The organism is Herbaspirillum sp. 3R11, from assembly GCF_004563925.1.
Lineage (GTDB): Bacteria > Pseudomonadota > Gammaproteobacteria > Burkholderiales > Burkholderiaceae_D > Herbaspirillum.
Window position 1 is genome coordinate 493577 of the sequence record NZ_SPNJ01000002.1, and the last position, 13202, is coordinate 506778.

General features: G+C 60.5%; 8 protein-coding genes and 1 pseudogene. 6 read left to right on the plus strand and 3 right to left on the minus strand.

Features of this window, described 5'->3' with window-relative positions:
- Positions 1-96: 96 nt before the first annotated feature.
- Positions 97-1806 (plus strand): methyl-accepting chemotaxis protein, encoded by a 1710-nt coding sequence (locus E4P32_RS10555; RefSeq protein ID WP_116434243.1) that lies wholly within the window; start codon positions 97-99, stop codon positions 1804-1806.
- 217 nt (positions 1807-2023) lie between these two features.
- Here the strand turns inward: E4P32_RS10555 and E4P32_RS10560 are convergent, their stop codons facing one another.
- On the minus strand, positions 2024-2497 hold the full coding sequence (locus tag E4P32_RS10560; protein ID WP_116434242.1) for an Lrp/AsnC family transcriptional regulator: 474 nt from the start codon (positions 2495-2497) through the stop codon (positions 2024-2026).
- Between the two features lie 136 nt (positions 2498-2633).
- Between E4P32_RS10560 and mdeB the strand changes: the two genes are divergently transcribed.
- The 4 genes from mdeB (at position 2634) to E4P32_RS10580 (ending at position 10218) form a co-directional block, all read left to right on the plus strand.
- Positions 2634-5336 carry an alpha-ketoglutarate dehydrogenase gene (mdeB, locus tag E4P32_RS10565; protein WP_116434241.1) on the plus strand — a complete coding sequence of 901 codons (2703 nt, stop codon included), beginning with the start codon at positions 2634-2636 and terminating at the stop codon, positions 5334-5336.
- Positions 5337-5611: 275 nt separating this feature from the next.
- Positions 5612-6466 carry an undecaprenyl-diphosphate phosphatase gene (locus tag E4P32_RS10570; RefSeq protein WP_116434240.1) on the plus strand — a complete coding sequence of 285 codons (855 nt, stop codon included), beginning with the start codon at positions 5612-5614 and terminating at the stop codon, positions 6464-6466.
- A gap of 212 nt (positions 6467-6678) precedes the next feature.
- Positions 6679-8514, plus strand: a complete 1836-nt coding sequence (recQ, locus tag E4P32_RS10575) for a DNA helicase RecQ (RefSeq protein ID WP_116434239.1) — start codon at positions 6679-6681, stop codon at positions 8512-8514.
- A gap of 126 nt (positions 8515-8640) precedes the next feature.
- Entirely contained in the window at positions 8641-10218 is a 1578-nt protein-coding gene (locus E4P32_RS10580; RefSeq protein ID WP_116434238.1) for a methyl-accepting chemotaxis protein, read from the plus strand.
- 29 nt (positions 10219-10247) lie between these two features.
- On the opposite strand, the gene trmB is transcribed toward E4P32_RS10580, so the two are convergent.
- A complete protein-coding gene (gene trmB, locus E4P32_RS10585) occupies positions 10248-10967 on the minus strand; it encodes a tRNA (guanosine(46)-N7)-methyltransferase TrmB (protein WP_116434237.1) in 720 nt (239 codons plus the stop codon).
- Between the two features lie 437 nt (positions 10968-11404).
- Positions 11405-11641: pseudogene (locus E4P32_RS10590) on the minus strand (IS21 family transposase); the annotation flags it as partial.
- Positions 11642-11859: 218 nt separating this feature from the next.
- On the opposite strand from E4P32_RS10590, the gene E4P32_RS10595 reads away from it, so the two are divergent.
- Positions 11860-13143 carry an MFS transporter gene (locus tag E4P32_RS10595; protein ID WP_116434236.1) on the plus strand — a complete coding sequence of 428 codons (1284 nt, stop codon included), beginning with the start codon at positions 11860-11862 and terminating at the stop codon, positions 13141-13143.
- Positions 13144-13202: the final 59 nt, after the last annotated feature.

The window sequence follows — 13202 nt, forward strand, 5'->3', positions numbered from 1 at the left end:
CCGATTTATCTGAAAATCTGTTCACCCACTAGAAACACCCAGCAGTTTCCGGCAGTCCCCAAGCAGTCCCCTCACACAATCCCAAGGGAGAAGAACATGAAAAACCTGAAAATCGGCGTACGCCTCACTATCGGTTTCGGCATCGTCCTGGCACTGCTGGTCACTGGAGCAACATTCGGTCTGCGTCAGGTCGCCAAACTGAACGAGCGTGTCGAATTCATCACATCGGTCGACGAAGGAAAATTGTTGGCTCTGAGCAAGGTCCAGTTCGCCGTCGGCCTGCGCGCCATTGCCGCCCGCAACCTGGTGCTGGTGACTGATCCGGTGCAGCAAAAAGGCGACATCGAACTGGTCACCAAAGCACAGAAAGACATCGACAGCGGCATGCAAGAGTTGACCGCGTTGATGAAGAACCCGGCTGACGCCACTGCCAAGGAGCGCGAGATGCTCGAACAGCTGCGCGCACTGGAAGCCAAATACCTGCCAATCGCCACCAAGATCGGCGCACTGGCCACAACGCAACAAACCGAAGCAGCCAAGGCTTCGCTGGTCGCTGACTGCATGCCGCTGTTGAAACAGGTGATCGCCCATATCCACGAATTCAACGTCGTGATGCGTACCAGCGCCACCGAGAGCGTTACCGCAGCGCAAGAAGCCTACGAAGTGTCGAAGTGGACCATGTTGGCCCTGAGCGCAGTCTCGCTGCTGCTCGGCTCGCTGATCGCCTGGTGGCTGACCCGCTCGATCTCGCGTCCTCTGAAGGAAGCCGTGACGATTGCACAGAACGTCAGCGCCGGTGATCTGACCAGCACCATCACGGTCGACAGCAAGGATGAACTGGGTCAACTGAAACTGGCTCTCAAGGAAATGAACGACAACCTGTTGCGCATCGTCGGCGATGTCCGCCACGGCACCGATACCATCGCTACCGCTTCCAGCGAAATCGCCACCGGCAACCTGGACCTGTCGTCCCGCACTGAACAACAAGCCGGCTCACTGCAGGAAACCGCTTCGGCGATGGAAGAACTGACCGCCACCGTCAAGCAAAACGCCGAGAACGCACAACAAGCCAACAAGCTGGCGACAACCGCCTCCGACATCGCCGTCAAGGGTGGCGCAGTGGTGGCCCGTGTGGTGGAAACCATGGCCTCGATCAACGAGTCGTCGAAGAAGGTGGTCGACATCATCGGCGTCATCGACGGCATCGCTTTCCAGACCAACATCCTGGCGCTCAACGCCGCAGTGGAAGCAGCACGTGCCGGTGAACAAGGCCGCGGTTTTGCGGTGGTCGCTTCGGAAGTGCGCAGCCTGGCGCAGCGTTCGGCTTCGGCAGCCAAGGAAATCAAGCAACTGATCGGCACTTCGGTGGCCAAGGTCGACGCCGGCGCAGCGCTGGTTGATGAAGCCGGCGCCACCATGGGCGAGATCCTCGACAGCATTCAGCGCGTCACCGGCATCATGGGCGACATCAGCTCGGCCAGCGATGAACAGACCCGCGGCATCGAACAGATTAACCACGCCATCGCCCAGATGGATCAGGTAACGCAACAAAACGCCGCGCTGGTGGAAGAAGCCGCCGCTGCTGCTGCATCGATGCAAAGCCAAACCAGCAGCCTGGCCGAACTGGTCAGCGTGTTCAAGCTCGACGATCAGCACGTGCAGTACGCAACAGAACAAGCAGCGCCGGCCCTGGCCTTGAAGACAAGCCGCAACGCCGTGTCGTCCAAAGCGGCCCAGGTGCATCACCTGCCGAAGCCAGTCAGCGCACCGGCCTTGTCGATGGACAACCTGAGCTACGCCGCATAATTCGGAATACGGAATGCGGAAGACGCTGAAAGCAGGTCAATGAATTTGTAGTGGGGGTAGTAGCTGTAAGCAGCAAGTAGTCTTGTAGTGGGGTGAGGGAATGAGGTGCAGCATGCGCAAGCAAGGCCTCATGAACCGATGTGATGAACATCGGTGTGCAGGCGGTTCGCAGCGATGCGATCCGCCTTTTTTTATTGGTGTCGACGAAAGCGCAGGATCAGCGCGGCAGGTTGCCCAGCGGCAGCGCGGTCTTGTACTTGACCTGCTTGAGCGCGAAGCTGGAGCGGATGTTCTTGATGCCGGGAATCTTGGTCAGATGGTCCAGCACGAAATGCTCAAGCGCCTGCAGGTCCGGCACCACCAGGCGCAACAGATAATCTTCGTCGCCGGTCATCAGGTAAACCTCCATGACTTCGTCGAAGGCGCTCACCGCTTCTTCGAACTGCGCCAGCGTGCCCGACTCCTGTTTCTCCAGGCTGATCTTGATGAAGACATTGACCTTGAGTCCGAGCAAATGCGGATTGCCCAGCGCAACGTAGCGCGAGATGATGCCTTCGTTCTCCAGCCGCTTGACGCGTGCCAGCGTCGGCGACGGAGAAAGGTTAATCTTGGAAGACAGTTCGAGATTACTCAGCGCGCTGTTTTGCTGCAGCATGCTCAGAATACGTAAATCGATGGCGTCGAGTTCCATATGCAGAATTTATCTCCGTGAATTTTGTGTGGGCGGCATATTGTGCTGTTTATTGTATGTCAAAGCGTCGATTTCAGTGACTCATGCGGCGTTGTCAGGCGTAGAGTCGTCAATTCACCCGGAGGAGACCAAAAAAGTGGATCTGTCATCAGCAAGCGGCATCGCCAAAGACATCGATATCGACGCACAAGAAACCCAGGAATGGCTGCAGGCGTTGCAAGGCGTATTGCAGGAAGTCGGCCCCGACCGCGCGCGCTTCCTGCTGTCGCGCATGTCGGCCGCAGCCCAGCAATGGGGCATCAACTGGCGCGACGCCCGCAACACCCCTTACATCAACACCATTCGCCCGGAACAGGAACCCCCCTTCCCGGGCGGCTCCGACGCCCAGGCGATTGAAGAACACCTGGCCTCGGTCATGCGCTGGAACGCGCTGGCGATGGTGGTGCGCGCCAACCGCGCTTACGGCGAACTGGGTGGTCACATCGCCAGTTACGCTTCCGCCGCCGACCTGTTCGAAGTCGGCTTCAACCATTTCTTCCGCGCGCGCGAAGAGCAGTTCGCCGGCGACCTGGTCTACTTCCAGCCGCACTCGGCGCCCGGCATTTATGCACGCGCTTTCCTCGAAGGCGCGCTGACGGAAGACGACCTCGGTTTCTATCGCCGCGAAATCGAAGCCAAGAAGCACGGCAAGCAAGGCCTGTCGTCGTATCCACATCCGTGGCTGATGCCGAACTTCTGGCAGTTCCCGACCGGCTCGATGGGCATCGGTCCGATCAATGCAATTTACCAGGCGCGTTTCCTGCGCTACCTCGAACATCGCGGCCTGTTGCAAGACCAGGGCCGCAAGGTGTGGGGTGTGTTCGGCGACGGCGAAATGGACGAGCCGGAATCGCTGGCCGCCCTGAGCCTGGCCTCGCGTGAAAAACTCGACAACCTGATCTTCGTGGTCAACTGCAACCTGCAGCGCCTGGACGGTCCGGTGCGCGGCAACGGCCACATCGTCGACGAACTCGAAACCATCTTCGCCGGCGCCGGCTGGAACGTCGTCAAATTGCTGTGGGGATCGGACTGGGACAGCCTGTTCGCACGCGACAAGGACGGCGAACTGATCGATGCGCTCAACCGCACCGTCGACGGCCAGCTGCAGACCTTCGCCGCCAACGACGGCGCCTTCAACCGCGAGCACTTCTTCGGACAGACTGCCGGCACGCGTCGCATCGCCGAGACGCTCACCGACGAAGAAATCAATCGCCTGCGCCGCGGCGGCCACGACATGAAGAAGATCCATGCCGCCTACGCCGCAGCCGCCAACCATCGCGGCCAGCCGACCGTGATCCTGGCGCAGACCAAGAAGGGCTACGGCATGGGTGCGGCAGGCGAGGGCAAGATGACCACGCACCAGCAAAAGAAGCTCGACGAAGAAGTGCTGATCGCCTTCCGCAATCGCTTCAAGCTGCCGATCAGTGATGAGGAATGCAAGAGCCTGGCGTTCTACAAACCGGCCGCCGACAGCGCCGAGATGAAGCATCTGCTGGCGCGTCGCGCCTCGCTGGGCGGACGCATGCCGCGTCGCGTCGCCAACGCCGATGCCAAGGCCCAGCTGCGCGTGCCGCCTATCGAGACCCACGCCAAATTCGCGCTTGAGGCTGAAGGCAAGGAAATGTCGAGCACCATGGCGCTGGTGCGCATGCTCGGCAGCATGCTCAAGGACGCCGACCTCGGCCGTTACGTGGTGCCCATCGTCGCCGATGAAGCGCGCACCTTCGGCATGGCCAACCTGTTCCGCCAGGTCGGCATCTATTCTTCGCAAGGCCAGTTGTACGAGCCGGAAGACATCGGCTCCATCCTGTCCTACCGCGAAGCAAAGGACGGCCAGATCCTCGAAGAAGGCATCACCGAAGCCGGCGCGATCTCGTCGTGGACGGCGGCGGCGACCAGTTATTCGGTGCATGGCCTGCCGATGCTGCCGTTCTACATCTACTACTCGATGTTCGGCTTCCAGCGCATCGGCGACCTGATCTGGGCCGCGGCCGACCAACGTGCCCGCGGCTTCCTGATCGGCGCCACCTCGGGCCGCACCACGCTCGGCGGTGAAGGCCTGCAACACCAGGACGGCAGCAGCCACGTGACCGCCGCCGGCATTCCGAATTGCGTGTCCTACGATCCGGCCTACGCCTACGAAATGGCGGTCATCGTCGATGACGGCATGCGCCGCATGCTCGAGCGCAACGAAGACGTGTTCTATTACGTCACCGTCACCAACGAAAACGAAGAGCAGCCGAGCTTGCCGCAAGACCGCGACGTCAAGGACGGCATCTTGCGCGGCATGTACTGCCTCGCACCGAAAGCCGACGCGCAGGTGCGCCTGCTGGCCGCCGGCCCGATGCTCAAGGAAGCGCTGTCGGCTGCACGCACGCTGCAGGAGCAGTTCGGCGTCACGGCCGAAGTGTGGAGCGTCACTAGTTTCACCGAGCTGTCCCGTGACGGCATCGCTGCCGAACGCCAGGCGCGCCTGCAGCCGGGCGCGAAGAGCGCGCTGCCATATGTCACCCAGCAACTGCAATCCGGCAAGGCGCCCGTCATCGCCGTCAGCGACTACGTGCGCACCTTGTCCGAGAGCATCCGCGCCTACGTGCCGGCGCGTTACGTCACGCTGGGCACCGACGGCTTCGGCCGCAGCGACACGCGCGCCAACCTGCGCGACTTCTTCGAAGTCGATGCACGCTGGATCGCCTACACCGCGCTGACCGAAGTCTTTGGAGCCGACGCGGGCAAACTCAAGGACGCCGCCGCCAAGCTGGGTGTCGATCTGGACAAGCCTTTGTCGACCTCGGTCTGAACGTTTTTAGCTGCAACCGGATTCGCCGCTTACCCAAGCGGCGAAGTGAACGCCACCTGCCGCCACGAGCGCAGGTGGCGTTTTTCTTTGCTGACGCCGGCCTGACGTGGGTCTGACGTCAGTCGGACGTAATTCGAGAAAATCCCGCCAAGGAAGCGGACTTTGGCGCAAAACCCCCACCTTCCGCGCCAAGCCAGTAAAATGCTGACTTCGCCCGGCCTTGCCGCCGGCAAACACTGATTTCCACCCACTTACTTTCCCTTACCCCCCTCAGCATGGATACTCTCCTCGCGCTCAAAGCGCTCATCATGGGCATCGTAGAAGGCCTGACCGAATTTCTGCCGATTTCTTCCACCGGCCATTTGATCCTCGCCGGCAGTCTGCTCAATTTCGCCGGTCCGGGCTTCTCGAAGGAAAAAGTCGACGTTTTCGAAATCGTCATCCAGGCCGGCGCCATCCTGGCCGTGTGCTGGGAATACCGCGTGCGCATCGTCTCGGTGCTGATCGGCCTGTTTTCCGATCGCAAGGCGCAGCGCCTGGTAATCAACCTGATCATCGCCTTCCTGCCGGCGGCGATTCTCGGTCTGTTGTTCAGCAAGAAGATCAAGGCCGTACTGTTCGCACCGGTGCCGGTGGCGATCGCCTTCATCGTCGGCGGCCTGGTCATCCTGTGGGTTGAGCGTCGCAACAAGGGCCGCATGGGCTACTCCTCGTCGCGTATCGACTCGGTCGATGACATGACGCCGCTGGACGCGCTCAAGGTCGGCTGTGCGCAGGCCTTCGCGCTGATTCCGGGCACCAGCCGTTCCGGCGCCACGATCATCGGCGGCATGATGTTCGGCCTGTCGCGCAAGGCGGCGACCGAGTTCTCGTTCTTCCTGGCGATTCCGACGCTGTTCGCCGCCACCATCTATTCGCTGTACAAGGAACGCGCGCTGCTGAGCGCCGCCGACGTGCCGCTGTTCACGATCGGCACCGTGGCCGCCTTCGTCTCGGCCTTCCTGTGCGTGCGCTGGTTGCTGCGTTACATCAGCTCGCATGATTTCACTGCGTTCGCGTGGTACCGCATCGTGTTCGGCCTGGTGATTCTCGGCACTGCCTACACCGGCATGGTCGCCTGGGTCGAATAACGAACCACTCCCTCCCCTTCAAGGGGAGGGCCGGGGTGGGGATGGGGTAATGCCTGTCTGAAATAACGAGGAAGCATTGAGCAAGATGGATGCGGTTGTTCGGGCGAGCCGGCATGTCTTGAACCCATCCTCACCCCAACCCTCCCCTTGAAGGGGAGGGCGTTTCTCTGGTATCAATAGTCGGTTGTGGTCAGCAAGGGATAGTGCATCACATGTCAGAACTCGTTCAGGAGCAGCAGAGCAAAGCGCTGCACATACTCGAAACCGTATTCGGCTACTCGTCGTTCCGCGGGCAGCAGGACGAGATCGTCCAGCACGTGGTGCAAGGCGGCGATGCGCTGGTGCTGATGCCGACCGGCGGCGGCAAGTCGCTGTGCTACCAGGTACCGGCATTGGTGCGCGACGGTGTGGGCGTGGTGGTGTCGCCGCTGATCGCGCTGATGCAAGACCAGGTCGATGCGCTCGCTGAAGTCGGCGTGCGCGCCGCCTTCCTCAATTCCACCCAGACCTTTGACGAAGCGATGCAGATCGAGCGGCGCGTGCGCAGCGGCGATATCGACCTGCTGTACGTCGCGCCCGAGCGTCTGATGACGCCACGCTGCCTTGAGCTGCTGGAAGCCGCGCACATCGCGCTGTTCGCCATCGACGAGGCGCATTGCGTGTCGCAGTGGGGCCACGATTTCCGTCCTGAATACATCAAGCTGTCGGTGCTGCACGAGCGCTTCCCCAACGTGCCGCGCATCGCGCTGACCGCGACCGCCGACCAGCAGACCCGCGAAGAAATCATCCATCGCCTGCAGCTCGAAGACGCGCGCCAGTTCGTGTCGTCCTTCGACCGCCCCAACATCCGCTACCAGATCGTCGAAAAAGCCAACGGCCGCAAACAGCTGCTCGACTTCATCGAGAGCGAGCATGCCGAGGACGCCGGCGTGGTGTATTGCCTGTCGCGCAAAAAGGTCGAAGAGACCGCCGAATTCCTCAAGCAGAGCGGCATCAACGCGCTGCCGTATCACGCCGGCATGGACTACGCCAAGCGCACCGCAAACCAGTCGCGCTTCCTGCGTGAAGACAAGATCGTGATGGTCGCCACCATCGCCTTCGGCATGGGCATCGACAAGCCCGACGTGCGCTTCGTCGCCCACCTGGATCTGCCCAAGAGCATCGAAGGCTATTACCAGGAAACCGGTCGCGCCGGCCGCGACGGCTTGCCCGCCAACGCCTGGATGGCCTACGGCCTGCAAGACGTGGTGCAGCAGCGCCGCATGATCTCCGAATCCGAAGCCGACGAGACCTTCAAGCGCGTGCTCGGCGTCAAGCTCGACGCCATGCTCGGCCTGTGCGAAACCCTGCATTGCCGCCGTGTACGCCTGCTCGACTATTTTGGCCAGCACGGCCAGCAAGCCTGCGGCAACTGCGACATCTGCCTGACGCCGCCGGTCTCCTTCGACGGCACGCTGATGGCGCAAAAACTCTTGTCGACCGTCTATCGTGTCGAGCAGCGTTTTGCCGCCGGCCACGTGCTGGAGGTCTTGCGCGGCATCGACGGCGAACGGGTCAAGCAATGGCGCCACGACCAGTTGTCGGTGTTCGGCATTGGCAGCGAGTATGGCGAAGCTGAATGGCGTGCCGTGCTGCGCCAGGTCATCGCGCTGGGTTTGCTGACCGTCGACCATGAGAATTACAGCTCGCTCAAACTGACCGAAGAGGCCAAACCGGTGCTGCGCGGCGAACAAAAAATCCAGCTGCGCCAGTACCAGAAACCGGTCAAGCCCAAGCGCACTTCCTCTTCCAAATCCAACTACGTCGAGACCGACCTCTCCAGCGAAGAACAGACCATCTTCGACAAGCTGCGCTGGTGGCGCGTCGAGACCGCGCGCAAGCACAACGTGCCGGCCTACGTCATCTTCCACGACGCCACCATGCGCGAAATCGCCAAAGCCAAGCCGTCCTCGCTGGACGACCTGCGCGGCGTCACAGGTGTGGGGGAAAAGAAACTGGAAACTTACGGTGCTGAAATCATTTCCCTGATTCAGGAAATTTCAGGCTAGAGCCTTCAGCGGCGCGCTCGTCCTGCCGTTAAATCCTATATTCTGATAACTAACCGTCGGCCATGCGCAGCCGACGGTTTCCGTTCGTCGCCATATTTCCGCGCTGACAAGCATTTGGGGGGGGGTATGAAACTGACCAATTTCAGGATAGGCACGCGTCTCGGTTTGCTGGCGGCATTGCTGCTGCTGGCGACCATCTTCGTCGGGGTGAGAGGCTGGATGACGCTCAACGAGAGCTTCGAACAGAACACGCAGGCGATGCAAAAAGCCGGCACCATCGAAAAAGCCATCGACTCCGCCCGCAGCGCCCAGGTGCAATTCAAGATCCAGGTGCAGGAGTGGAAGAACACCTTGCTGCGCGGCAAGGATGAGGCCACCTTCAACAAATACCGCCAGGCCTTCATCGACGAAGGCAAAGCCACCCAGGTCAATCTCGCCAAGCTCACCACCTTGCTGCCGGCGCTCGGCATGAGTATCGACAAGCTCAAGCAGGCGCAGCAGGCGCACACCGATCTCGGCGTCCATTACCTCGCCGCACTCCAGAAAGAATACAAACCGGAAGACCGCGACAGCGTCGGCCGCGTCGATGAAGCCGTCAAAGGCGCAGACCGTTTGCCCACGCAAATGATCGACGACATCGTCGCCGAAGTGCGCAAGTCCGCCGACAAATTCCGCGACGAGATCGCCCTCGACGCGCAGGCCGATTATCGCGAAGCGCGCATGACGCTGGTGGTCTCCATCGTGCTGGCGCTGGTCCTCGGCAGCATCGTCACGGTCTGGCTGGTGACCAGCATCACGCGTCCGCTCAACACCGCCGTGCTGATCGCGCAGACCGTGGCCGCAGGCGATCTGCGCTCCGAAGTCATCGTCAGCGGCAAGGACGAGACTGCGCAACTGCTGCAGGCGCTCAAGGACATGAACGACAACCTGGTCCGCATCGTCAGCGAAGTGCGCAGCGGCACCGACACCATCGCCACCGCCTCCACCGAGATCGCCACCGGCAACCAGGACTTGTCCTCGCGCACCGAACAGCAAGCCGGCTCACTGGAAGAAACCGCCGCCTCGATGGAAGAGATCACCTCCACCGTGCAAAAGAACGCCGAGAACACGCAGCAGGCCAACAAGCTCGCCGCTGACGCCTCGGGCGTCGCCGTCAAGGGCGGCGAGATGGTCGCTGCGGTGGTCGACACCATGAACGCCATCGAGCAAAGTTCACACAAGATCGTCGACATCATTGGCGTCATCGACGGCATCGCGTTCCAGACCAACATCCTCGCGCTCAACGCCGCAGTGGAAGCCGCACGCGCCGGCGAACAGGGCAGGGGCTTCGCCGTGGTCGCTTCAGAAGTGCGCACGCTGGCCCAACGCAGTGCAACCGCCGCCAAGGAAATCAAGGAACTCATCGGCGACTCCGTCACCAAGATCAGCACCGGCACCAGCCTGGTCGGCAACGCCGGCCAGACCATGCAGGAAATTGTCGGCGCCGTCGCCCAGGTCGCCAGCATCATGGACGAGATCACGCGCGCCAACCGCGAGCAAAGCGCCGGCATCGACGAAGTCAATCGTGCAGTAGTGCAAATGGATATGGTCACGCAGCAGAACGCCGCGCTGGTGGAACAAGCCGCCGCCGCTGCAGAAAGCCTGCAGGATCAGGCGGCCGGTCTTGCGCGCACAGTAAGCGTCTTCAAACTGCGCAGCGCATGAAACGAAAGAGAATGCAGGTCAGGGCCTGATCAGCCCTGCTTGATGAACACCAGATCCCAGACACCGTGGCCTAAACGCAGGCCGCGGTTTTCAAACTTGGTGACGGGACGGTAATCGGGACGCGGCGCATAGCCTTCGGCGGCATCGGTGCTGTTCTTCAACTCCGGTTCCGCGCCCAGCACTTCCAGCATCTGGATCGCATACTCTTCCCAGTCGGTCGCGCAATGCAGATAACCGCCCGGCGCCAGACGCGACGCCAGCAGACTCACCAGCGGCCCCTGGATCAGGCGACGCTTGTTGTGACGCGCCTTATGCCACGGATCGGGGAAGAACACATGCACGCCCGCCAGCGATCCCGGCGCAATCATGTTGGTCAACACCTCCACCGCATCGTGCTGGATCAGACGCATGTTGGACAGGCTCTGTTCGCCGATCTGCTTCAGCAGACTGCCCACGCCCGGCGTATGCACTTCCACGCCGATGAAATTCTTCTCCGGCATATCCGCTGCAATCTTCGCGCTGGTGTCGCCCATGCCGAAACCGATCTCGAACACCGTCGGCGCAGCGCGTCCGAAAGCGGCATCGATATCCAGCGTCTCCTTCGCATACGGCAACAGGAACTGCGGACCGAGCTCCTCAATGGCGCGCGCCTGCGCACCGGACAAGCGACCCGCGCGCGTGACGAAGCTGCGGATGCGATGTTCGGTCGGATCGTAAAAAAGCGGTTTGCCGGATTTGTTTTCTGACATGAATGACTCGTGAAGCGAAAGATCGGAGGATGGAATTGTTATGCGGCGTGCAAAAGGTATGTAAGTAGAGCAGCGAAGGAAAGCGCCTGATCCTCTTGCACCCTGGAGCGGGTGAAGGGGATCGAACCCTTATATTAGGTTGCCGTAAGGCCTATCACACGCAAAGCGTCGAATTATAGCGCGGAGTGTCGCATGGCGGCCTTTTCCATATATGCATCCAGATGCGCATTAGTATGCATGGTTTCAGGCTTTTCCTTTTGGGTTGGACCAAGATTGATCGAAGCACTAAGTTGCTTGCGGGGTGTGTGGCCATTCGAATTGGTTAAATGTCCGCCATGCCAGTGACGTTTCATTCACTATTTTCGTAAATCTGTTGCGCCGCCTTGAGGCAAAGTTGTTGATTTGCTCGCGGAATTGACCCTCTCCAATTGATCCACCTTCCAGCGCCTTGCGAAGGCTGCGGCGCGATCGTACGCCCCCTCATAGCCCAATGATTGCAGCTCTAAGTGCAGCTGCTTTAAGGTACGGCGCTGCTTGCGTGATTTGACCGCCTCAGTCTTTAACCACGCTGAAAGTTTGAGTGTGTATTTGTCTAGAGAGCTCCGGGGACGCCTATCTGCATAGGCAGGCTCGATGGTTTCAGCACGGATATACCGCCTGACGGTGTTGCGTGACTGTTTTTCTGAAGTCACTTCCATCTCCGTTGATCCCTCGCAAAACCATCTCTGCCGCTCGCGCAGCCGACACGGAAATTCCGGGGTAAGGGAGAAAGAGCACGTCGAGTGCAGATGAGTCGCGTGACCTTGCCGTGGCTTGCCGTTCAAAGAAATAGCTTGTAGTATAAAACCACTATAGAAACAATAATCCGATATCGGAACAAAGGAGATCAAAGATGCAACAAAATATTGATGCCTCGCCTGGAGGGCGCGCGACCAATCTTCCCGCCGCGAGGCACACCAGAAAGCTCAGTACGGCGCAACGGGGGGCTTTTCTCGGTGCCCTGATCGGCTGGATTTTCGATTACTACGAAGTCTTCCTGATGACGATGCTGGTCGTCGCCATCAAAGCGGAATTCCATCTGAGTACGCCGCAGGTAGGTTTGCTGTTCTCGATCCAGCTGCTGTTCATGGCCATCGGCGGCGTTTATTTCGGCTGGCTGGCGGACAAAATCGGACGCAAGCGTGTGCTGATGTACACGATCCTGCTGTTTTCGCTGGGCACCATGGCGCGCAGCGTTGCGCCCAACTATGAAGTCTTGTTGATCCTGACGGCGATTTCCGGCTTTGGCATTGGCGGCGAATACGGCGTGGGGCAAACGCTCGTGACCGAGACGATCGACAAGCGGCATCGCGGTTTCTATAGTGCGTTCCTGTATGGCGGCATCTATGTCGGCATCGTCCTCGGCGCGCTGGTAGGCGGCTATCTTGCTCCTCACATCGGCTGGCGCTGGACGTTCTTTTTATCCGGCTTGCCGGTTCTGTTCGCGCTCTGGGTGCGTCGGCATACGCCGGAATCGGAGAGCTGGCTGGAACGCCAGGCCGCGCCGCAAGCGAAGCAGCCGACGGAATCCTTGCGGTCGGGACGCCTGCTCAAGACCTGGCTGCTCTGTACTTTCGCCGCCGGCCTCCAGTTTTTCGCCTACTACGGCGTGGCCAGTTTCCTGCCCACCTACCTGGTTAGTAAAGGCGCATCCCTCGCGAGCGCGTCGTCGTGGCTGATTTTCACTGCGATTGCCGGCGGAGTGGGGTGCTCCATTGGTGCGGTGCTGAGCGATCGCGCCGGACGCCGTTTCACTTTGTCGCTGCTGGCCTCGATGGCCTTCGTCGGCGGCATGTGGCTGGCCTGGAATTGGGACAGTCTGCTTTCGGGAGGATGGAACGTCTGGGTACCCTTCTTCATCCTGTTCGCGGGCTCCAACGGCGCCGCAGTATTCGGCGTGCTGTTTAGTGAGTCTTTCCCTGTGAGTATTCGGGCGACCGCTGTTTCGTCGGCGTTGCAGGTCGGCCGGGGCATGTCCTTTTTCCCGCCCTTGATCGCTGCCGCGCTGTTGCCGGCGTTCGGTTATCGGCCGATTGTGTTTTTCAGCGCCGCCCTGTTTGGTGTACTGGCCCTGGTCGCCTGGTTGTTCAAGGAAACGCGGCATGGTGAAGCAGTCGGCTCGGCACGGGATGAATAAGCCGTCCATTTCAAAAGCGGCGATCGTTCGCCGGCCATCGTAAAGGTAAAGGAAAAAAC

What these genes read in the sequence shown, in the direction of transcription:
- E4P32_RS10595 (WP_116434236.1), top strand. Translation starts at nt 11,860, where the DNA reads ATGCAACAAAATATTGATGCCTCGCCTGGAGGGCGCGCGACCAATCTT.
- E4P32_RS10580 (WP_116434238.1), top strand. Translation starts at nt 8,641, where the DNA reads ATGAAACTGACCAATTTCAGGATAGGCACGCGTCTCGGTTTGCTGGCG.
- trmB (WP_116434237.1), bottom strand. Translation starts at nt 10,967, where the DNA reads ATGTCAGAAAACAAATCCGGCAAACCGCTTTTTTACGATCCGACCGAA.
- E4P32_RS10570 (WP_116434240.1), top strand. Translation starts at nt 5,612, where the DNA reads ATGGATACTCTCCTCGCGCTCAAAGCGCTCATCATGGGCATCGTAGAA.
- recQ (WP_116434239.1), top strand. Translation starts at nt 6,679, where the DNA reads ATGTCAGAACTCGTTCAGGAGCAGCAGAGCAAAGCGCTGCACATACTC.
- E4P32_RS10555 (WP_116434243.1), top strand. Translation starts at nt 97, where the DNA reads ATGAAAAACCTGAAAATCGGCGTACGCCTCACTATCGGTTTCGGCATC.
- E4P32_RS10560 (WP_116434242.1), bottom strand. Translation starts at nt 2,497, where the DNA reads ATGGAACTCGACGCCATCGATTTACGTATTCTGAGCATGCTGCAGCAA.